The 20,233-nt window shown below is 61.0% G+C and carries 18 protein-coding genes; 9 read left to right on the top strand and 9 right to left on the bottom strand.

Features of this window, described 5'->3' with window-relative positions:
• Positions 1-4 precede the first annotated feature (4 nt).
• From K0H48_RS13775 to K0H48_RS13755, 5 genes are all read left to right on the top strand, one after another.
• Entirely contained in the window at positions 5-1,627 is a 1,623-nt protein-coding gene (locus K0H48_RS13775) for a phospholipid carrier-dependent glycosyltransferase (protein WP_219267894.1), read from the top strand.
• Positions 1,628-1,906: 279 nt separating this feature from the next.
• On the top strand, positions 1,907-2,083 hold the full coding sequence (locus K0H48_RS13770; RefSeq protein ID WP_219267893.1) for a hypothetical protein: 177 nt from the start codon (positions 1,907-1,909) through the stop codon (positions 2,081-2,083).
• A 164-nt stretch (positions 2,084-2,247) separates the two neighbouring features.
• Positions 2,248-2,961, top strand: a complete 714-nt coding sequence (locus K0H48_RS13765) for an HPP family protein (RefSeq protein WP_219267892.1) — start codon at positions 2,248-2,250, stop codon at positions 2,959-2,961.
• A 117-nt stretch (positions 2,962-3,078) separates the two neighbouring features.
• Complete coding sequence (locus tag K0H48_RS13760; RefSeq protein WP_219267891.1) at positions 3,079-4,182, top strand: enoyl-CoA hydratase/isomerase family protein; 1,104 nt, start codon at positions 3,079-3,081, stop codon at positions 4,180-4,182.
• Positions 4,183-4,185: 3 nt separating this feature from the next.
• Complete coding sequence (locus K0H48_RS13755) at positions 4,186-5,337, top strand: acyl-CoA dehydrogenase family protein (protein ID WP_138817683.1); 1,152 nt, start codon at positions 4,186-4,188, stop codon at positions 5,335-5,337.
• 310 nt (positions 5,338-5,647) lie between these two features.
• Here K0H48_RS13755 and K0H48_RS13750 read toward each other — a convergent pair whose 3' ends face one another.
• The 5 genes from K0H48_RS13750 to K0H48_RS13730 are packed head-to-tail and all read right to left on the bottom strand — an operon-like array spanning position 5,648 to position 11,205.
• The gene (locus K0H48_RS13750; RefSeq protein WP_219267890.1) at positions 5,648-6,421 is read right to left on the bottom strand and encodes an enoyl-CoA hydratase; all 774 of its coding nucleotides are present in this window, start codon (positions 6,419-6,421) and stop codon (positions 5,648-5,650) included.
• A gap of 11 nt (positions 6,422-6,432) precedes the next feature.
• Positions 6,433-7,560, bottom strand: coding sequence for an acyl-CoA dehydrogenase (locus K0H48_RS13745; RefSeq protein ID WP_219267889.1), 1,128 nt, complete (start codon positions 7,558-7,560; stop codon positions 6,433-6,435).
• A gap of 9 nt (positions 7,561-7,569) precedes the next feature.
• Complete coding sequence (locus K0H48_RS13740; protein ID WP_219267888.1) at positions 7,570-8,757, bottom strand: acetyl-CoA C-acyltransferase; 1,188 nt, start codon at positions 8,755-8,757, stop codon at positions 7,570-7,572.
• A gap of 12 nt (positions 8,758-8,769) precedes the next feature.
• A complete protein-coding gene (locus K0H48_RS13735) occupies positions 8,770-9,537 on the bottom strand; it encodes an SDR family NAD(P)-dependent oxidoreductase (RefSeq protein WP_219267887.1) in 768 nt (255 codons plus the stop codon).
• Positions 9,538-9,558: 21 nt separating this feature from the next.
• Positions 9,559-11,205: an AMP-binding protein gene (locus K0H48_RS13730; protein ID WP_219267886.1), complete on the bottom strand. Its 1,647-nt coding sequence runs from the start codon at positions 11,203-11,205 to the stop codon at positions 9,559-9,561.
• Positions 11,206-11,432: 227 nt separating this feature from the next.
• Here K0H48_RS13730 and K0H48_RS13725 point away from each other — a divergent pair, with 227 nt between their 5' ends.
• The 4 genes from K0H48_RS13725 (at position 11,433) to K0H48_RS13710 (ending at position 17,141) form a co-directional block, all read left to right on the top strand.
• Complete coding sequence (locus K0H48_RS13725; protein WP_219267885.1) at positions 11,433-12,326, top strand: bestrophin family protein; 894 nt, start codon at positions 11,433-11,435, stop codon at positions 12,324-12,326.
• A 77-nt stretch (positions 12,327-12,403) separates the two neighbouring features.
• Complete coding sequence (locus tag K0H48_RS13720) at positions 12,404-13,462, top strand: HEAT repeat domain-containing protein (protein ID WP_219267884.1); 1,059 nt, start codon at positions 12,404-12,406, stop codon at positions 13,460-13,462.
• A 509-nt stretch (positions 13,463-13,971) separates the two neighbouring features.
• Complete coding sequence (locus K0H48_RS13715) at positions 13,972-15,474, top strand: ATPase domain-containing protein (RefSeq protein ID WP_219267883.1); 1,503 nt, start codon at positions 13,972-13,974, stop codon at positions 15,472-15,474.
• Positions 15,471-17,141 (top strand): ATP-binding protein, encoded by a 1,671-nt coding sequence (locus K0H48_RS13710; RefSeq protein ID WP_219267882.1) that lies wholly within the window; start codon positions 15,471-15,473, stop codon positions 17,139-17,141. The genes K0H48_RS13715 and K0H48_RS13710 overlap by 4 nt, the downstream gene beginning before the upstream one ends.
• 26 nt (positions 17,142-17,167) lie before the next feature.
• On the opposite strand, the gene K0H48_RS13705 is transcribed toward K0H48_RS13710, so the two are convergent.
• The 4 genes from K0H48_RS13705 to K0H48_RS13690 all read right to left on the bottom strand — a co-directional run bounded on the left by K0H48_RS13705 (position 17,168) and on the right by K0H48_RS13690 (position 20,222).
• The gene (locus tag K0H48_RS13705) at positions 17,168-17,545 is read right to left on the bottom strand and encodes a response regulator (protein ID WP_003217591.1); all 378 of its coding nucleotides are present in this window, start codon (positions 17,543-17,545) and stop codon (positions 17,168-17,170) included.
• Between the two features lie 78 nt (positions 17,546-17,623).
• On the bottom strand, positions 17,624-18,817 hold the full coding sequence (locus K0H48_RS13700; RefSeq protein WP_219267881.1) for a hybrid sensor histidine kinase/response regulator: 1,194 nt from the start codon (positions 18,815-18,817) through the stop codon (positions 17,624-17,626).
• Complete coding sequence (locus K0H48_RS13695) at positions 18,811-19,410, bottom strand: chemotaxis protein CheB (protein ID WP_219267880.1); 600 nt, start codon at positions 19,408-19,410, stop codon at positions 18,811-18,813. The genes K0H48_RS13700 and K0H48_RS13695 overlap by 7 nt, the downstream gene beginning before the upstream one ends.
• On the bottom strand, positions 19,407-20,222 hold the full coding sequence (locus K0H48_RS13690; protein WP_138817694.1) for a protein-glutamate O-methyltransferase CheR: 816 nt from the start codon (positions 20,220-20,222) through the stop codon (positions 19,407-19,409). The genes K0H48_RS13695 and K0H48_RS13690 overlap by 4 nt, the downstream gene beginning before the upstream one ends.
• Positions 20,223-20,233 lie beyond the last annotated feature (11 nt).

The raw sequence follows: 20,233 nt of genomic DNA, 5'->3' as shown, positions 1-20,233 counted from the left end.
AGACGTGAACAAAGCTCAACCGCCGCTGCTTACAGCAACGATCAGCAATCAGTCGCTGGGGCTCGGGCTCCTGGCGCTGGTGCTGTTTATTGTCGGCAACTGGCACCAGGCAATCATCGGCTTTGACTCGCGTTTCGTGGTGTTTGCCCAGGAAATGCTGCGCCATGGGCCGAGTTTTTTTCCCACCACCTATGGCCAGCCTTACGCTGACTACCTGGCGACCTCGACCCTGCTGACCTGGCTATTGTCCCTGCCGTTTGGCGAGGTCAGCAGCCTCACGGCGTGGTTGCCCACGTCCATCGCCTCGGCGGTGATCGTGATGCTGGTGTATCGCCTTACGGCGCCCTACTCCACGCGCTGGGGCTTGCTCAGCATTGCGATGTTGCTGCTCAGCAGTACCTTTATCAGCGAAACCCGTGCGGTGTCGCTGGACCAGATGCTCGCGGCCATCGCCCTGACGGTGTTCTACCTGGGCTATGCCCATGATCACTTTGGCGCGGCCAAACGCTTGCATTGGCTGTTTTTGCTGCTGATCCTGGGCTTTGCTGTGCGTGGGCCAATCGGCCTGGTGATCCCCACCGGCGTGCTGTGCAGCTATTACCTGATCAACCGCCAATGGCGCCAGCTGTTCACCTTTGGTTTTATTGCCCTGGCCGTGCTGGCGGCGTGTGTCGGCCTGTTGTTGCTGCTGGCCAAGCTCAGTGGTGGCGAAGACTTCATGCAGGACGTGATCCGCATGCAGTTCCTGGGGCGCATGGACGGCACCGAAGGTTCCAGTGGCGTGCTGTATTACTTCACCAGCTCTATGGGTAACTATGCGCTGGCCTATCCACTGGCGGTGTTGGTTTTGCTCGCAGTGGCCATCAACGGACGCCGGGCACCCGACCCGGCACTGAAACTGGTGCTGTACTGCGCGGCGGCGGGTTTGCTGGTGATGCTCGGCCTGTCGGTCCCGCAGGCCAAGAAGGCACGTTACATCCTGCCGATGCTGCCCATGGCGGCGATCATTGCGGCCTACCCGTTCCAGGTCAGCCAGGGGCGGCTGTTCGCCTGGCTGCGCGGCTTGATGCTGGGCATCTGGACGCTGCTGCCGGCGCTGCTGGTGATCGGGCTGGTAGTGGCGCGCAAGCGTTACCCGGCGCAGTTGGACAACCTGGGCCTGGTCTTCGGCGTGCTGGGTGTGCTTCAGGTCGTGTCGTTGATGTCACTGTTCAACGTGCGTCTACGCCCACTGGGATCGGCACTGGCGGCGGTGCTGGCGCTGTGGTCGACCTACATTGTGGTGGTCGAGCCGTTGGAGCGTACGCTCTACGACACCCGCACATTCAGCCTTGGCGTCAAAGAACAGATCATGCAGCAACCGGCGCCCGTGGTGCTGCATGGCTTGGGCAAAGATGCAAAAGCCATCAAGTTCATGGTCAACTTCAACTGCGATAAGGTGCCGCTGTTTACCCAGTCGGCAGCCGACCTGGCGCCGCTGCAAGGCCCGGCGTGGCTGGTAATGAGCGCGCAGGACTTCGAAAAGCTGCAGGACCCGCGCTTGCGTTCGATCACCCCGACGCTCACCGGGGAATTCGACAAAGACCCGTATGTGTTGCTCCACCTGGAGAAAGTCAGCGCGCCGTAACTATGCTGACATTGGTCTGACGGAAACAGCGCCCATTTCTTCAAGAGTGGGCGTTTTTCGTTATGACTGCCCGGAAAGCGCCTACATAGCTATGCGTAAACGCTGGCGCACTTTGCCTTCCGATGCCCGGAACCCAAATGTAGACTCCTTCGCCATGTGCGTTAACTATCTACTACCGGGCGCAGTCAGCCTTCCACGCACACCGACCTGCTTGATAAAAAGGGCAATGCCGTGCCAGAAGACCTGTTGCTTATTCCTACGCCGAGGCTGGATCGATTGATGGCGTTGCGCGACGCCTTGGTGGCACTGAAGGGGCCGCTGGCCGACGATCCTGCCTTGCAGGAGAACCTGTATAGGCAGCTGTTCAATGAAGAGGCGGATAGTCGCGTACTCGGACGCATCAGCACGCCACTGCCGCAACCGACGCATCGAATCACCTATGGCGAGGACCATTAACTGCAGTATTTTTGCATTTAAACCTCATTAATATGCATTGGCGCCATGGCATCAAGCTCGGCACACTGCACAGGTTCCTCCCCCAAATGTTGGAACTTTCAAAGGGCTTATCCGGGCAACCAGGCGAGCCTTTTTTTTCGCCTGTTGTTTAATGGATCGTGTCGATGCTCGCTCGCTGGTTACCTGCTCCAATCAATACCCGCCCCGCCGAATGGAGCCGGGCCGCCATTGGCATGGCCTTGGGCACGCTAATAAGTGTCTGGGTGTGTGCCCAGGTATTCGGTATGGAAGTCGCCTTGCACTTGCTCGGCCCTCTGGGGGCTTCAGCGGTTTTGCTGTTTGCCGTGTCCTCCGGTGCGTTGGCACAGCCGTGGTCGATTATCGGCAGCTACTTGTGCGCCGCCGTTGTGGCCCTGCTGGTTGCGCGGGTACTTGGCCGCACACTGGGCAGCGCTTGCCTGGCGGCGGGCATTACTGTCGTTTTGATTTGCTGGCTGCGCTGCCTGCACCCGCCCGCCGGCGGCCTGGCGATGACGTTGGTACTCGCAGACCCCGCCTCCGTGGCCCTTGGCTGGCAGGAAGTAGGCCCAGTGATGCTCGGTGCGGGCGCGCTGGTGGCCTGTGCACTGGCCTACAACAACGCGACACGCACGCGTTACCCCAAGAGCGCGGTCGAGTCGCCCGCTGTGGTGCTGGGCAGCACAGCGCCGGTGACCGATGCGGGCATTACGGCGGCCGATCTGAAGCTGGCCCTGGCCGACATGGAGCAGTTCTTCGATGTGGAGCCGACTGAACTGGAACAGCTGATCCACGCAGCAGAAGGCCACGCCCGACGCCGTAGCATCGGCGAAGTGCTCGGTAGCCGCAGCGCTGCATAAATGCAAAAACGACCTGCATGATTCCGGGTTGTACTGGGCAAATTTGCACTGGTACGATCGCGAGATGGTTCGTGCGCGAACATCTTGATAAAGAACAATAAAAGCAGGGAGTTAGTGATGACTGCTCAGGTTTCATCCGAAGCAAGCCAGGCCAGGATTCTTCAGGACGAGGTACTGGCCGAAGTTCGTAACCATATTGGCCATCTCACCCTCAACCGCCCCGCCGGCTTGAATGCCATTACCCTGGAGATGGTCCGCAGCCTGACCACACAGTTGCAGGCCTGGGCAGATGACCCGCAGGTGTATGCAGTGGTGCTGCGCGGCGCCGGTGAAAAAGCCTTCTGCGCCGGTGGCGACATTCGCTCTCTCTACGACAGCTTCAAGCAGGGCGACAGCCTGCATCAGGACTTCTTCGTCGAGGAATACGCCCTCGACCTGGCGATTCACCATTACCGCAAACCCGTGCTGGCCCTGATGGACGGGTTTGTCCTCGGCGGCGGCATGGGCCTGGTGCAAGGCGCCGACTTGCGTGTGGTGACCGAACGCAGCCGCCTGGCGATGCCGGAAGTGGCGATTGGTTATTTCCCTGACGTGGGTGGCAGCTATTTCCTCTCGCGCATTCCTGGCGAGCTGGGGGTTTACCTCGGCGTCACCGGCGTGCAGATTCGCGCTGCCGACGCGCTGTATTGCGGACTCGCGGACTGGTGTATCGACAGCGCCAAACTCGCCGAACTCGACCAGAAGCTCGACCGCCTGCAATGGCAGGACTCGCCGCTCAAGGACCTGCAAGGCGTACTGGCCAAGCTTGCCGTACAACAATTGCCCGACGCCCCGCTGGCCGCACTGCGACCGGTGATCGACCACTTCTTTGCGTTGCCGGATGTGCCGAGCATGGTCGAGCAACTGCAACAAGTTACTGTCGCCGACAGCCACGAATGGGCGCTCACCACCGCCAGCCTGATGCAGACCCGCTCGCCGCTGGCGATGGCCGTGACCCTGCAGATGCTGCGCCGCGGCCGGCGCTTGTCGCTGGAGCAGTGCTTCGCATTGGAGTTGCACCTGGATCGCCAGTGGTTTGAACGCGGCGACCTGATCGAAGGGGTTCGCGCACTGATCATCGACAAGGACAAAACCCCGCACTGGAACCCCGCGACGGTCCAAGAGTTGGACGCCAGCCATGTCGAGAGCTTCTTCAGCGACTTCAAGCAGAGTGAGAAGTAAGCCATGCAAGATATTGAATACACTGAAGAACAAGTGATGATTCGCGACATGGCGCGCGACTTTGCCCGTGGCGAAATCGCCCCGCATGCGCAAGCCTGGGAAAAAGCCGGCTGGATCGATGACGCCCTCGTCGCGAAGATGGGCGAACTCGGCCTGCTGGGCATGGTGGTGCCGGAAGAATGGGGCGGCACCTATGTCGACTACGTGGCGTATGCCCTGGCGGTCGAGGAAATTTCTGCCGGTGATGGCGCCACCGGCGCGCTCATGAGTATCCATAATTCAGTCGGTTGCGGGCCAATCCTCAACTACGGCACCGAAGCGCAAAAGCAAACCTGGCTGGCTGAGCTGGCCAGCGGTCAGGCCATCGGCTGCTTTTGCCTCACCGAGCCCCAGGCCGGGTCCGAAGCCCATAACCTGCGCACCCGCGCCGAACTGCGCGATGGCCAGTGGGTGATCACCGGCGCCAAGCAGTTTGTCAGCAACGGCAAGCGCGCGAAATTGGCCATCGTGTTTGCCGTGACGGACCCGGAGCTGGGCAAAAAAGGTATCTCTGCGTTCCTGGTGCCCACGGACACCCCAGGCTTTGTGGTCGACCGTACCGAACACAAGATGGGCATTCGCGCCTCGGACACCTGCGCCGTCACGCTCAACCAGTGCACAGTCCCCGAAGCCAACCTGCTGGGTGAACGCGGCAAGGGCCTGGCCATCGCCCTGTCCAACCTCGAAGGCGGGCGCATCGGCATTGCCGCGCAAGCCTTGGGCATTGCTCGTGCGGCATTTGAGGCGGCGTTGGCGTATGCGCGTGATCGCGTGCAGTTCAACAAGGCGATTATCGAGCACCAAAGCATCGCCAACTTGCTGGCCGACATGCAGACCCAGCTCAATGCCGCGCGCTTGCTGATCCTGCATGCCGCACGCCTGCGCAGCGCGGGCAAACCGTGCCTGTCGGAAGCCTCCCAGGCCAAGCTGTTTGCTTCGGAAATGGCTGAAAAGGTCTGCTCCTCGGCAATGCAGATCCATGGCGGGTATGGGTATCTTGAGGACTACCCGGTGGAGCGTTACTACCGGGATGCGAGGATTACGCAGATTTACGAAGGCACCAGCGAGATTCAGCGGATGGTGATTGCCAGGGAACTGAAGAACTACCAGCTCTGACTCACAGTTGCTCGTTCCCACGCTCTGCGTGGGAATGCATCCGGTGACGCTCCGCGTCACGCCTCAAGAGCTGACGCAGAGCGTCAAGGGCGGCATTCCCACGCGGAGCGTGGGAACGATCTAAAAGATTCAGCGGATGGTGATTGCCAGGGAGCTGAAGAGCTACCAGCTCTAACTGCCACACAAAGCCAATGTGGGAGCGGGCTTGCTCGCGAATGCAGTTCATCAGTCGCTGCATCTTTGACTGACCGACCGCCTTCGCGAGCAAGCCCGCTCCCACATTTTGAACGCCAGTGATTTTGAGGCCGGGTTACTGGTCCTTGAACTCAGGCGCGCGCTTGGCCACAAACGCCGCCATGCCTTCCTTCTGGTCCTGGGTGGCAAACGCAGCATGGAACACCCGGCGCTCAAAGCGCACGCCTTCAGACAGGCTCACCTCAAACGCGCGGTTCACGCTTTCCTTGACCATCATGCTGATCGGCACAGACTTGCCGGCAATCAAGGTCGCGGTTTTCAGCGCTTCTTCTAGCAGTTCATCGGCTGGCACGATGCGCGCCACAATCCCGCAGCGCTCAGCTTCGACGGCATCGATAAAGCGCCCGGTCAGGCACATTTCCATGGCCTTGGCCTTGCCCACGGCGCGGGTCAGGCGCTGGGTGCCGCCCATGCCTGGGAGTACGCCGAGGTTGATTTCCGGCTGGCCGAACTTGGCGCCGTCACCGGCCAGGATGAAGTCGCACATCAAGGCCAGTTCACAACCGCCGCCCAGGGCGAAACCGTTGACGGCGGCAATGATCGGCTTGCGGCGGTTGGCCACGCGGTCGCTGTCGCTGAACAGGTCGTCCAGGTAGATCTGCGGGTACGTCAGCTCGGCCATCTCCTTGATGTCAGCGCCGGCGGCAAAGGCTTTTTTCGAGCCGGTCAGCACGATGCAGCCGATTTGCGGGTCGGCTTCGAGGCCGTCCAGCGCCTGGTTCAACTCGCTGACCAGCTGCGCGTTCAAGGCGTTCAGGGCTTGCGGGCGATTGAGGGTAATCAGCCCGACACGGCCCTGGACTTCGAGCAAAAGGGTTTCGTAACTCATGTATCGGCTCCTTAAAGGTTGCGTGAGATGACCATGCGTTGAATATCGCTGGTGCCTTCGTAAATCTGGCAGACCCGCACATCGCGGTAGATCCGCTCCAGTGGGAAGTCGCTCAGGTAACCGTAACCGCCCAGGGTTTGCAAGGCGGCCGAGCAGACTTTCTCGGCCATTTCCGAGGCAAACAGCTTGGCCATTGACGCCTCGACCAAGGCCGGCTTGCCGCTGTCACGCAGGGCCGCAGCGTAATGCACCATTTGCCGGGCCACTGCGATTTGCGTGGCCATGTCGGCTAAACGGAAGGCCACCGCCTGGTGTTCGATCAGTGCTTTGCCAAAGCTTTCGCGCTCGCGGGCATAGTCACGTGCGGCTTCGAAGGCGGCGCGGGCCATGCCCACCGATTGCGAGGCGATGCCGACGCGGCCGCCTTCGAGGTTGGCCAGGGCGATCCTGTAGCCTTCGCCCTCCTCGCCCAAACGGTTGGCCACCGGCACCTTTACGTCTTCGAACAGGATCTGGCAGGTGTCGGACGCATGCTGGCCGAGTTTGTCTTCCACCCGTGCCACCGTGTAGCCCGGCGAGTCGGTCGGCACGATAAACGCGCTGATCCCGCGCTTGCCTGCGGCCGGGTCGGTCACCGCAAACACAATCACGATCCCGGCGTTCTGCCCGGAGGTGATGAACTGTTTGCAGCCGTTGAGCACGTAATGGTCGCCCTCAAGGCGTGCGCGGGTTTTCAGGCTGCTGGCATCGGAGCCGGCCTGGGGTTCGGTCAACGCGAAGGCACCGAGCATGGCGCCACTGGCCAACGGCGTGAGGAACTGCTGTTTCTGCTGGTCGTTACCGAACTTGAGGATCGGCACGCAACCCACCGAGTTGTGTACGCTCATGATGGTCGAGCACGCGCCATCGCCAGCGGCGATTTCTTCCAGGGCCATGGCATAGGCCAGGTAGCCGGTGTCGCAACCGCCCCACTGTTCCGGCACCAGCATGCCAAAAAAGCCCAGCTCGGCCATTTCGCCAATGGCTTCCTTGGGGAAACGGTGCTCGCGGTCCCATTCGGCAGCGAAGGGTTTCAGGCGTTCCTGGGCAAATTGCCGGGCCGCTTCGCTGATTTGCAGTTGTTCGTCATTGGGCAGCATGTTGAGTCCTTAATACAGACATTCGACGGCCATGGCCGTGGCTTCACCGCCGCCAATACAAATGGCGGCGACCCCGCGTTTGAGGCCTTTCTGGCGCAGGGCCGAGAGCAACGTCACCAGGATGCGCCCCCCGGAGGCACCAATCGGATGGCCCAGGGCACAGGCGCCGCCGTGAATATTGACCTTGCTGTGGGGGATCTCCAGCTTGCTCATGGTCACCAGACTGACCACCGCGAAGGCTTCGTTGATTTCAAACAAGTCAACGTCGCCCAGGTTCCAGCCGGTCTTGCTCATCAGCTTGCGAATCGCCCCCACGGGCGCCACCGGGAACAGCCCTGGCTCATCGGCAAACGCCGCGTGCCCGTGGATCACCGCCAAGGGCTTGAGGCCACGCTGTTGCGCCTCGGACTGACGCATCAGCAGCAGCGCCGCCGCACCATCGGAAATCGAGCTGGAGTTGGCCGCCGTCACCGTACCGCCCTCGCGGAACGCCGGTTTGAGGCTGGCGATCTTGTCCAGCTTGGCCTTGGGTGGTTGTTCGTCATGCAGGATGGTCTTTTGCTCTTTGCCGACGGTGACCTGCACCGGGACGATTTCGGCGGCAAAGCTGCCATGGGTGATGGCTTCTTGCGCGCGGGTCAGCGAGGCAATGGCGAAGGCGTCCTGGGCTTCACGGGTGAAACCGTTGTGCTCGGCGCAGTCTTCGGCAAAGGTGCCCATCAGGCGGCCCTTGTCGTAGGCGTCTTCGAGGCCGTCAAGGAACATATGGTCGAGCACTTTGCCGTGGCCCATGCGGTAGCCGCTGCGCGCGCGGTCGAGCAGGTACGGCGCGTTGGACATGCTTTCCATGCCGCCGGCGACTACCACGTCGACACTGCCGGCCAGCAGCGAATCGTGGGCGAGGATGGTCGCTTGCATGCCCGAGCCGCACATCTTGTTCAAGGTGGTGCAGCGCGTGGCCTTGTCCAGCCCGGCGCCCAAGGCAGCCTGACGCGCAGGCGCCTGGCCCAGGCCTGCGGGCAGTACACAGCCGAACAGCACTTCGTCCACCGCATCCGGGGCAATCCCGGCCCGTTCGACGGCGGCGCGGATCGCGGCAGCACCCAGTTGCGGCGCGGTCAGGCTTTTGAGGTCGCCCTGGAAACCGCCCATTGGCGTGCGCGCGGCGCTGACGATAACAATCGGATCATTGTTCATGGGGTGCTCTCCTTACTTGGCGGCCATACGCAAGGCGCCGTCGAGACGGATCACCTCGCCATTGAGCATGCTGTTTTCGATGATGTGGCGTACCAGCGCGGCGTATTCGGACGGCTTGCCCAAACGCGGCGGGAATGGCACGCCAGCGGCCAGGGAGTCGCGCACTTCGGCGGTCATGCCGGCCATCATCGGTGTTTCGAAAATGCCCGGAGCAATGGTCATCACGCGGATGCCAAAGCGCGCCAGCTCGCGAGCCGCGGGCAAGGTCAGGCTGGCGATGGCGCCTTTGGAGGCGGCATACGCTGCCTGGCCGATCTGCCCGTCAAAGGCAGCCACCGAGGCGGTGTTGATGATCACGCCACGCTCGCCGTCGGCGTTCGCTTCGGTTTCAGCAATCGCCGCAGCCGCCAGGCGCAGCAGGTTGAAACTGCCGATCAAGTTGACGTTGATCACCTGGGCAAAGCTGGCCAACGCGTGCGGGCCGTTCTTGCCGAGGATCTTCTCGCCACGTACCACACCGGCGCAGTTGACCAGGCCGTGCAGGCCGCCAAAGGCTGCGACGGCGGCTTGTACGGCCGCTTCGGCGGCGGCTTCCTGGCTGATATCGGCCACGGCGCTGCGGGCGTTGTCACCCAGTTGCTTGGCCTTGGCCGCTACGGCGTCGGCATTCAGGTCGACCAGCATCACCTTGGCACCGGCGGCGATGAGCATTTCAGCGGTGGCCGCCCCGAGGCCCGAAGCGCCGCCGCTGACCAGGAAAACCTTGTTTTCAATCTGCATCATTGTTTCCTTAAAAGTGGATCAGGCGATGGCCTGTGCCTTCGCAATTTCCTGATTACGCAAAATAAAGCGTTGCAGCTTGCCGCTCGGGGTCTTGGGCAAGTCGCTGACAAATTCGATTTCCCGTGGGTAGGCATGGGCCGCCAGGCGCTTGCGTACGTGCAGGCGCAGTTCCTCGGCCAGCTCAGGCGTGGCGCGGTACTGCTCGTTGATCACCACAAAGGCTTTGACCAGTTCGGTGCGCTCCGGGCACGGCTTGCCAACGACGGCGGCTTCGACCACGGCCGGGTGTTCGACCAGTGCGCTTTCGACGTCGAATGGCCCTACGCGGTAGCCGGACGTAGTGATCACATCGTCACTGCGTCCGACAAAGCTGATGCTGCCATCGGGGTTCAGCTCCACGGTGTCGCCACTGAGGTAGTACTTGCCGACAAACGCCTTGGTCTTGACGCCGTCGTAGCCGGCAAACCAGCACATCGGCGACTGTTCACGGTCAATGGCGAGGATGCCCGGCTGGCCCGCCGGCAATTCCTGATACGCATCATCGAGCACCACGATGCGGTGGCCCGGCGAGGCAAAGCCCGCCGAGCCGACGTGCACGGGGTGCGCCAGGCCGTGGTGGTTGCACAGCACCATGCCCAGTTCGGTCTGGCCGTAATGGTCATGAATGACCACGCCCAGGTTATCGGCGAACCAGCGGATCACTTCCGGGTTCAGCGGCTCGCCGGCGCTGCTGACGATACGTAGCTTGCCCTTGATGGCGCGCGCAAACTGTTCGCCACCGGCGATCAGCAGGCGGTAAGCGGTCGGCGAGCCGGTGAGGTTGGTAATTGCGTACTTATTGATGACCCGGCAGGTGCTTTCCAGGGTGAAGGGCCCATCGTAGAAGGTAATCGGGTGGCCCATGGACAGTGGCCCGGTCACGCCGAAATAGATGCCATAGGCCCAGCCCGGGTCGGCGACATTCCAAAAGGCATCTTCAGGGCGCAAGTCCACCGCGTCGCGGGTGTAGCTCTGGAACGCAACGATGGCCTTGAGCGGCACCGACAGCGCTTTTGACGGGCCTGTGGTACCCGAGGTGAACATCAGCAGGAACGGGTCTTCTGCGCCCAATAGCACCGGCTCGCAGGTGCTTGAATAATTCGGCAGTTCGGCCCAGAAGCTATAGTCGCCGCGCACGATGCCTTCGCCCTTGTCCCCGGCCACCGTGACGATGGTCGGGCAGCCTTCGACGTCTGCGAGCTTGGGGCGGTTGACCGCATCCGTGACCACCAGTACGGCGCCGGAGCTGTTCAGCCGATGCTCGATGGCTTTAGGCCCGAAGGCGGTAAACAGCGGCTGGTACACCGCGCCGATACGCCACGTGGCGAACACCACTACCAATAACTCTGCCGTGCGCGGCAGCAAGCCCGCCACCTTGTCACCGCGTTGCACGCCTTGGGCCAGGAGGAAATTGGCAAAGCGCGCCGCCTGGTCCTGCAATTGGGTAAAGGTCACGGTGGCGCTGCGCCCGTCCTTGCCTTCCCAAAACAACGCGATGCGCCCCGGCAGCGCGTGGCGGTCGCAACACTCCACACAGGCATTCAGGGCTTGCAGGTTGCCGGACAAGGCGGCGTTGACGGTGTGCTGGTAATCGAACGCAGTGGTGGCAGCCAAATACTCACGCATGGTTCCAAATCCTTATGTGTTTTTATTTTCAGGACATTTGTCACGACGAGAATCGCTGAAATAGTCGCTCTAGAGCGCTGTGGCGGCAATGGTCAAAGCCTTCAATTTGGCTGACTGGTTTGGCCAATCATTGACCCGGCTTATCAGCCGGTCAGCCACAGTGATTGGACGCTCCGGGGGCAAACTCCTAATCTTTAGGCCTGCGCCACCAAAGAAGCCGCCTGCCGATGATCGTCCGCCCCAAACCCAACCTCGTGGGTATCCTGTTTTCGTTGAAAGGCTCGATTGCCAAGCGCATCGCCTTGCGCAGCCTGTTGGTCACACTGCTGGCCTCGGTGATCGTGCTGGTAGAGACCCTGCACCCGGCCTACTTCTCCAAGGTCAATGCCACGCCGTTCACCTTGCTCGGGTTGTCGTTGTCGATCTTCATGAGCTTTCGCAACAACGCCTGCTATGACCGTTGGTGGGAAGGCCGCAAGCAACTGGGGCAGATGATCATTGAGGTGCGCTCGCTGATTCGCGAAACCCAAGTGCTGGGCGACTCACCCGAGCGCGCCAGCCTGTTGCGTGGTTTGTGCGGGTTTGCCCACGGCCTGGTCGCGCACCTGCGCCGTGAAGATGAAGCCCGCGTTATCACACCCTGGATAGCGGTTGACCGGGCGCATCCCAATCTTCCCGACCACGTGCTGCAACAACTGGGCGCGCGGTTTTCGCTGCTGGCCGAACAGGGCGTGATCAGTGAATGGCGCTACACCCAGCTGGAAACCCGGTTGGTCAGCCTCAGCCTGGTGCAGGCGGCCTGCGAGCGGATCAAAACCACGCCACTGCCCTTCCCTTACACCTTGCTGCTGCACCGCACCATTTACCTGTTCTGCATTCTGCTGCCATTCGCCATGGCCGAGCCGCTGGGCTGGTTGACGCCGGTGTTCACCGCCATCGTCAGCTACACGTTCTTTGGTTTGGATGAAATCGGTGATGATCTGGAAGACCCGTTCGGTTTTGATGAAAACGATCTACCCTGCAACGCCATCGTGCGCACGCTGGAGCGCGAAATTTTCGCAGCCCTGGGTGAAAGCGACCTGCCGCCTGCCCTGGAACCGGTCGAATACGTGCTGGACTGATGCGGGTTTGACACTCGTCGTGGTCTGGCCGAAGCTTGAGGCTTTGCGATAGCTGCCCCCAGCTTTTGGACGCCTGCATGTCAAAGTCACGCCGTTACTCCATCATCGGCCTGTGCGCCCTGTTGTTGCTTGTCCTGGTCACTTGGTATTTCTCCCGCTCCACCCCGGTGGCCGTGCCGCCGGCGATTGCCCATGGTTATGCCAAGGCGCTGAAACAGGCGCGCAACGGTGAACCAGGCGCCGCCCGTGTGCTGTATCAACAGCTCGGTCGACCAGATTTGTCGCCGGAACGTCGCGCCGCCTTGCACGCCGAACTGCCCAATTACCCAAGCCCCCAAGCGCTGAAGCTGGCGGATAAAGACCTGGCGGATGAGTCGCCGTTAGTTCGCGAGGCGGCGATTCACAGCATTGTCGGCCTGGTGCCCAGCGGCCAACGCACCTTGCTGCTTGGCCCGGCGCTGGATGACCCTGAGCAGGAAGTACGCTTTGCGGCCGCCAATGCCTTGCTCGGCCTGTCGCCAGATACCCTGGGCCTGTATTTCGGGCCTTTGCAGCAAGTGCTCGATGAGTTTGTGAAAAAGCTCAAGGCTGAGCCGGAAACCGCCGATGGCTGGATTCAGCTGGCGCGCTTGTATATCCACAGCGCCCTGCTGCCGGACGCGCAACATGCGCTGGAGCAGGCCATGCGCCTGCAGCCGGACAACCTGCAAGCCGTGGTGGCGCAGATCGAATTGCTCGATAAACAGGGCAAGACCGACGAGTCCCGCCAGTTGCTGGCGCGGCAATTGGCGGCGCATCCAGAGTCGGCCTACCTGCAACACGCCTTGGGCATGTGGCTGTTGCACCATGGGGAGCGGCCGTACGCGCTGCTTGGGCTGTCCAAAGCCGTTGAGCTTGAGCCGGGCAATCAGGATTATCGCTTTGACCTTGCTACCACCCTGCACGCCCAAGAAGAAGTGGATGCCGCTCAGCGTCAGTTGGAGGAAATCGTCCAGCGGCATCCGGCCAATCGCAAGGCGCGTGTGTTGCTGGTCAGCTATTGGAAGGAAACCGGGCAGTTGCAGAATGTGCAGGTGTTATTGGCGCAGTTGGAGCAGCAGAATCCGGATGATCCGGCGTTGCAGCAGGGGCTTTAGCTTCGCGTGAATATCCGTTGCTGCGGTAACGGCGGCCTAGGGTTATGCCCTGACGGCGGCTCACTTTTGCAAGGCCCGGAATGTCAAGGTTGGATGCAGTCAACTGTGGGAGCGGGCTTGCTCGCGAATGCGGTGGGTCAGCCAACTCACCTGTAACTGACCCACCGCATTCGCGAGCAAGCCCGCTCCCACATTTAGACCCAGTTGCATCAGGTAGATAGGCTTTTGCTTTGCACTTGAGCTGGCTCTTGCTTCAACCACTCAGGTCGGCTTTCAGGCCGCCGTGCTGTAGATCTTGATCTGCTTTTGATCTGAGACGCCCCGTTAACCACGATGGCCGGCATTCCGGGGTCAGGGCGGAACCCTAAGTAGCCCTGACCGCAGCAACGAATATGTACCCAACGATTTATACGACAGGTTGAACCGCCACAAACCGCCACGGTCAAGTAAATATGGCGCGTCCAAGCCGACGCGCCTCCCTTTACTTGTACGTGACCCGAGGGCACTTCTTGTCTACATCCAAAGAGCTGTTCAGTGAAAAGGCGGCCACCGGCATCGAAGGTCTTGATGACATTCTTTCCGGGGGGCTATCGCGCAGCCACCTGTTCCTGCTGGAAGGCGAACCCGGCACCGGGAAAACCACCGTAGCGCTGCACTTCCTGCAAGCCGGCGCGAAAAACGGTGAGCGATCCCTGTACATCACCCTGTCAGAAACCGAACGCGAGTTGCGCCAGGGCGCCAAGTCCCACGGCTGGGATCTGGACGACAACATTCACATCTTCGAACTGACCCCACCTGAAAGCCTGCTCGACGCGGATCACCAGCAAAGCCTGCTGTACTCCTCCGACCTGGAACTGGGTGAAGCCACCCGGCAGATATTCGAGGTAGTGGAACGCGTCAAGCCGACCCGCGTGGTGATCGACAGCCTTTCGGAAATCCGCCTGCTGGCGCAAAGCTCGCTGCGCTATCGCCGCCAGATCCTGGCCATCAAGCACTACTTTGTGCGCTACGACGCCACCGTATTGCTGCTTGACGACCTGACCACCGAATCCCTGGATAAAACCGTACACAGCGTGGCCCACGGCGTGATTCGCCTGGAAGAACTGACGCCTACCTACGGCGCTGAACGCCGCCGTATCCGCGTGGTGAAGTACCGTGGCCAGAAATACCGTGGCGGCTTTCACGACTTCACCATCATGCAAGACGGCATTCACGTGTTCCCGCGCCTGGTGGCCGCCGAGCATCGTGGCGGTTACGTGCGTCAGACTTTGAGCAGTGGCATCCGTGAAATGGACGCCTTGATGGGCGGCGGCGTAGAAACCGGCTCCAGCACGCTTATCCTCGGCCCGGCCGGTACCGGCAAATCGTTGATCTCGATGATCTTCGCCGCCGCCGCCGTGGGGCGTGGCGAAAAAGCCGCGCTGTTTATTTTCGATGAAGAACTGGGCCTGTTGTTCGAGCGCATGAAAAACATGGGCATCGACCTCGCCGCGCTGCGAGACACCGGCAACCTGCTGATCGAGCAGGTGGACGCGGCAGAGCTGTCGCCCGGCGAGTTCTCCCACCGTGTGCGACGTTGCGTCGATGAACGTGGGATCAAAACCGTGGTAATCGACAGTATCAACGGCTACCAGGCGGCGATGCCTGAAGAAAACTCTCTGATCCTGCATATGCACGAGCTGTTGCTGTACCTGAACCGTCGCGGCGCGGCGACGTTCATGACGGTGGCTCAACATGGGCTCGTGGGCGACATGCAAGCCCCCGTCGACATCACCTACCTGGCCGATACCGTGATCCTGTTGCGTTACTTCGAAGCCCTCGGCAAGGTGCGCCGTGCCATCTCGATCATCAAGAAACGCACCGGCACCCACGAGTCGACCATTCGCGAATACCGTATCGCCAGCAATGGCCTGACGGTGGGCGAGCCTCTGGACAACTTCCAGGGCGTACTACGCGGTATCCCAACCTATATGGGCGCCGGTTCCCCACTGCTCAAGGAAGAGGGCGTGTGACCGGCCTTACTCCCGTCTCCGAGCGCGCAATCATCCTCGCGCCACTGGGCCGTGACGGCTCCCTGGCGTTGATGATGCTCAAGGAAGCCGGCTACACCGGCATGGTTGCCGCCAACCTGTCTGTACTCTGCGAAGCACTTGAGCAAGGCGTCGGCATGTTGGTGATTGCCGCCGAAGCCCTGCGCGGTGCGGATCTGGAACCCCTGTTGCGCTACCTGCACGAGCAACCGGCCTGGTCCGACTTGCCCATCGTGCTGATGACCCACCATGGCGGCACTGAACAGAACGGCTCATCCCACCTCAGCGGCCTGCTGGGCAACGTGACCTTCCTGGAGCGCCCTTTCCATCCGGTGACCTTGATCAGCCTAGTGAGCGCCGCGCTGCGTGGGCGACGCCGCCAATACGAGGCCCGTGACCGCCTGGTTGATTTGAGCGAAAGCGAACGGCGCCTGCAAAGCACCCTGGAGACCCTTGAGCAGCAGGTTGAAGAACGCACGGCGCAACTGCGCAATAACGAAGAAGCCCTGCGCCAGTCACAGAAAATGGAGGCTGTCGGCCAGTTGACCGGCGGGATTGCCCACGACTTCAACAACATGCTTACCGGCATTATCGGCAGCCTGGAGTTGCTGCGCAGGCGGGTTGCCCGAGGGAAACTGGACGATCTGGACAGCCTGATTGACCTGGGTGTGACGTCGGCCAACCGCGCCGCCGGCCTGACTCATCGCCTGCTTGCCTTCTCACGTCGCCAGTCGCTGGACTCAAAGCCCGTAGAGATCAACCAGCTGGTCAGCTCCATGGGCGAACTGTTGCAACGCAGTATCAACGAAAGCATTGCCTTGGACATGCGCCTTACCGATGAACTGTGGACCGCCGAGGCCGACCCCAATCAGCTGGAGAGCGCCCTGCTCAACCTGGTGATCAACGCGCGCGATGCCATGCCCACGGGTGGCAGCCTCACCGTGGAGACCACCAACCGCCACCTGGACAGCGTGTTCACCGCCGCCTATGGCACCTTGCGGCCCGGCGATTACGTGGAGCTGAGCGTCAGTGACACCGGCTGCGGTATCCCGGAAAGCTTGCTGGGCCGTGTCTTCGACCCGTTCTTCACCACTAAGCCGATCGGCCAGGGCACCGGCCTGGGCCTGTCGATGATCTACGGCTTTGCCCGGCAATCCCATGGGCATGTGACCATCCACAGTGAGGTTGGCAAGGGCACCACTGTCAGTCTGTTCCTGCCGCGTTTTATGGGTGAACGCATCGCGGACGTTGCCGTCAACCCGGCACTGCTGCCGTTCGCCAATGCAGGCGAGACCGTATTGATTGTCGAGGATGATCCGGCCGTGCGCGTATTGGTCAGCGTGGTGCTCAAGGAGTTGGGCTATGCCTTTGTCGAGGCGGGTGATGCCAACACGGCTGTGCCGATTATCGAGTCGGATCAGCGCATTGACCTGTTGATCAGTGATGTGGGCTTGCCCGGCATGAACGGGCGACAACTGGCAGAAATCGGGCGGCAATTGCGCCCGGAACTGAAGGTATTGTTTATTACTGGTTACGCCGAGCACGCGGCGGTGCGCGGCGGGTTCCTGGACCCGGGGATGCAGCTGATCACCAAGCCGTTCACCTTCGACCTGCTGACCGCCAAGGTACGCGAGATGATCAAGCAATAGGGCTGCTGCGAGGCAGCCCCAGTGCTTCAGGCCAGCAGGCGCTGGATATGCTCTTGCAAGGTATCCAGGTCAAACGGCTTGGCCAGGATCGGCGCGTTGCGCGTGATCGGGCTATTGCAGTCGAGGATTTCCTGCGGGTAACCGCTGATAAAGATCACTTTCAATTCAGGTCGCAGCTTGATCGCAGGCTCAGCGATCTGCACCCCGGAAATCCCGCCCGGCAGGCGGTAATCCGTAACCATCAGGTCCAGGTGCGGCTTGGTGGCGAGAATCTCGAAGGCCTGCTCCCCATCAATCGCCTTCAGCACCCGGTAGCCCAGGCCTGCCAGGTATTCACCCAGCACAAACATAATGGATTCGTCGTCTTCGACGATCAGTACGACATCTTGTGCATCTTCACTCATGGGAAGCCTTTGTCCGGTCAGTTGCTGCAAGTACGACCATGGGGTCACGCAGAGGTTGCGTCGAGGTGACGATTGATTTCATTGCGGCTCGCCAAGCGGCAGGCACACCCTGAACAACGCGCCCTCGCCTATCTGGCTTTCGACCTCGATGGTGCCGCCATGGGCGGTCACGATCTGCTCGGAAATAAACAAGCCCAGGCCCAGGCCTGCCGCTACGTGGCTGGCCGAAACACGCTCGAACTGCTGGAAAATACGCTTCTGGTTGTCTGCGCTGATGCCAATACCATGGTCGCGCACCTCGACCCGCGCCTCGCCGTGTTCGGTGTACACCCGCACATCCACCGGGCTTTTGGCCCCATAACGCAAAGCGTTGGTCAGCAGGTTGGTGACCACTTGCTCAATGCGGAACTCATCCCAGTTGCCCTCCACCGGTTCATCGGCCACCAGGTGCATGGTTGAGCCGGCGGAAGCCACTTGCGGGGCGAAGTTTTGCACCAGGTTGCGCACCAGCTGCGCCAAGTCAAAGCGCGCCGGACGGATCGACAGTTTGCCGGTGCGAATGCGCGACACGTCGAGCATGTCTTCGATCAGGCGGATCAGGCTCTGGATCTGGCGCTCATCGCGGTCGACCATGGCGTGCATCTTGTCCAGCGTGAAGGCGGCGGCGTTATCCCGTGCCAGGTGCATCTTGCGCAGCTGGGTCTCCAAAATCAGTCCGTTAAGCGGTGTACGCACTTCGTGGGCGACGATCGACATGAAGTCATCACGCATGCGCACGGCCTGCTCAAGCTCGGCCTGGGTGGCCTGCAGGCGCGTCAGCAGCAGCTCCTGCTCGCGGCGGCTGCGCTCCAAGGCTTCGACCTGCTGTTTCATGGCCTTGCTCTGGCGGTACAGGTCGACGAACACATTGACCTTGCTCTTCACCGCGTGGATATCCAGCGGCTTGTGCAAGAAATCCACCGCGCCGCTTTCATAGCCTTTGAAGGCGTAGTTGAGTTCGCGGCCGGCGGCGCTGACGAACACAATCGGGATGTTCTTGGTCTTTTCGGTGCCGCGCATCAGTTCGGCCAGCTCGAAACCGTTCATGCCGGGCATCTGCACATCGAGAATCGCCATGGCGAACTCATGCTCCAGCAACAGTGACAAGGCCTCGTCGGCGCTCAAGGCCTTGAAGACCTGGCGATCCTCGCGCTTGATCAGCGCTTCGAGGGCCAGCAGGTTTTCCGGCAGATCGTCGACGATCAGCAGTTTGGCCTGGACAGTACTTAACATGGGGAAGATTCCAGGGAAGCCAGCAATGAGCCAATCTGGCTCAAGGTGAGAATATGATCAGGTGCGTGCAAGGCCAGCGCCGCCAGGGGCATCACGGCGATGCGTGCTTCTGTGGGGTCTTGGACGACGGTGGTGCCACCCGATTGTTTGACATGGGCAAGGCCGCGCGCGCCGTCCTGGTTGGCGCCGGTCAGCAGGATCGCCAGCAGGCCCTTGCCATAGGCGTCGGCAGCCGAGGCGAACAGGTAATCGATGGCGGGCCGGGAATGGTGCACGCGGTCTTCCTGGCTCATCGACAGGCTGCGATCGTTTTCCACCGACAGGTGATAACCGGGGCCGGCAAAGTACAGGGTGCCTGGCGCAATCATTTCCTTGTCGCGCGCTTCATGCACCGGAATGCTCAAGCGCCGCGCAAAGACTTCGGCCAATTGGCTGCGGCGCTCGTCCGGCAGGTGCAATACCGCAATGATCGGCAAGCCGAATGTGTCCGGCAACCCGCCAAAAATACTCAGCAACGCCTCAACGCCGCCGGCGGAGGCGCCGACGACGATGGCTTCAATCCCGCGCGGCGGGTGTGTTGCGGCGCTACTCATGATTTTCGGTAGATCCGTTCCTGTTTGACCAAGGGTTCGAATTGCTTGCTGTAGGCGGAAAAATCCAGGGTTTCCTTACTGCCCAGCACCAGGAAGCCGCGATGACACAGCGACTCATGAAACAACCCAAACGCTCGATCCTGAAGTTTTTTATTGAAGTAAATCAATACATTACGACATGAAATTAATTGAGTTTCTGAGAATACGCTGTCCGTTGCCAGGCTATGGTCGGCAAACGTCACGTTCTCACGCAAGGTCTTGTCGAAGATCGCGTAATCGTAAGCCGCTGTGTAGTAGTCGGCAAATGAACGTTGGCCACCGGCCTGCTGATAATTGGCGGTGTACGCACGCACGTTCTCCAGGGAGAAAATCCCTTGCTTGGCTTTGTCCAGGGACGCCGGGTTGATGTCCGTGGCGTAGATGATGGTGCGCTCAAGCAGGCCCTCTTCACGCAGCAGGATGGCCATGGAGTACACCTCCTCGCCCGTGCTGCAGCCGGCAATCCAGATTTTGATCGATGGATAGGTCTTGAGCAGCGGCACCACTTCCCGGCGGATCGCCAGAAAGTGCGACGGGTCGCGAAACATCTCGCTCACCGGGATCGTCAGAAACTGCAATAGCTGCATAAACGCCGACGGGTCGTGCAGCACACGCTCCTGCAACGCCGAAATGGTGGCGCAGTCGAACTGGCGCAAGGCATGCGCCACACGCCGTTTGACCGACGCACCGGAATAGTCGCGAAAGTCATAGCTGTACTTGAGGTAAATCGCCTCGATCAGCAGGCGCAGCTCAATATCGCTGCTTTTATCCAAAAAACTTCGCT

This window comes from Pseudomonas sp. Xaverov 259 (assembly GCF_019352915.1).
Classification (GTDB): Bacteria; Pseudomonadota; Gammaproteobacteria; order Pseudomonadales; family Pseudomonadaceae; genus Aquipseudomonas.
The sequence above is the reverse complement of the archived record's forward strand: the minus strand, read 5'-3'. Positions and strand labels throughout refer to the sequence as shown.

Bases quoted from the DNA above. Each gene is read 5' to 3' on its own strand.
- K0H48_RS13770 (WP_219267893.1), top strand. From the start codon at position 1,907: ATGGCGTTGCGCGACGCCTTGGTGGCACTGAAGGGGCCGCTGGCCGAC.
- K0H48_RS13765 (WP_219267892.1), top strand. From the start codon at position 2,248: ATGCTCGCTCGCTGGTTACCTGCTCCAATCAATACCCGCCCCGCCGAA.
- K0H48_RS13760 (WP_219267891.1), top strand. From the start codon at position 3,079: ATGACTGCTCAGGTTTCATCCGAAGCAAGCCAGGCCAGGATTCTTCAG.
- K0H48_RS13755 (WP_138817683.1), top strand. From the start codon at position 4,186: ATGCAAGATATTGAATACACTGAAGAACAAGTGATGATTCGCGACATG.
- K0H48_RS13750 (WP_219267890.1), bottom strand. From the start codon at position 6,421: ATGAGTTACGAAACCCTTTTGCTCGAAGTCCAGGGCCGTGTCGGGCTG.
- K0H48_RS13745 (WP_219267889.1), bottom strand. From the start codon at position 7,560: ATGCTGCCCAATGACGAACAACTGCAAATCAGCGAAGCGGCCCGGCAA.
- K0H48_RS13740 (WP_219267888.1), bottom strand. From the start codon at position 8,757: ATGAACAATGATCCGATTGTTATCGTCAGCGCCGCGCGCACGCCAATG.
- K0H48_RS13735 (WP_219267887.1), bottom strand. From the start codon at position 9,537: ATGCAGATTGAAAACAAGGTTTTCCTGGTCAGCGGCGGCGCTTCGGGC.
- K0H48_RS13730 (WP_219267886.1), bottom strand. From the start codon at position 11,205: ATGCGTGAGTATTTGGCTGCCACCACTGCGTTCGATTACCAGCACACC.
- K0H48_RS13725 (WP_219267885.1), top strand. From the start codon at position 11,433: ATGATCGTCCGCCCCAAACCCAACCTCGTGGGTATCCTGTTTTCGTTG.
- K0H48_RS13720 (WP_219267884.1), top strand. From the start codon at position 12,404: ATGTCAAAGTCACGCCGTTACTCCATCATCGGCCTGTGCGCCCTGTTG.
- K0H48_RS13705 (WP_003217591.1), bottom strand. From the start codon at position 17,545: ATGAGTGAAGATGCACAAGATGTCGTACTGATCGTCGAAGACGACGAA.
- K0H48_RS13700 (WP_219267881.1), bottom strand. From the start codon at position 18,817: ATGTTAAGTACTGTCCAGGCCAAACTGCTGATCGTCGACGATCTGCCG.
- K0H48_RS13695 (WP_219267880.1), bottom strand. From the start codon at position 19,410: ATGAGTAGCGCCGCAACACACCCGCCGCGCGGGATTGAAGCCATCGTC.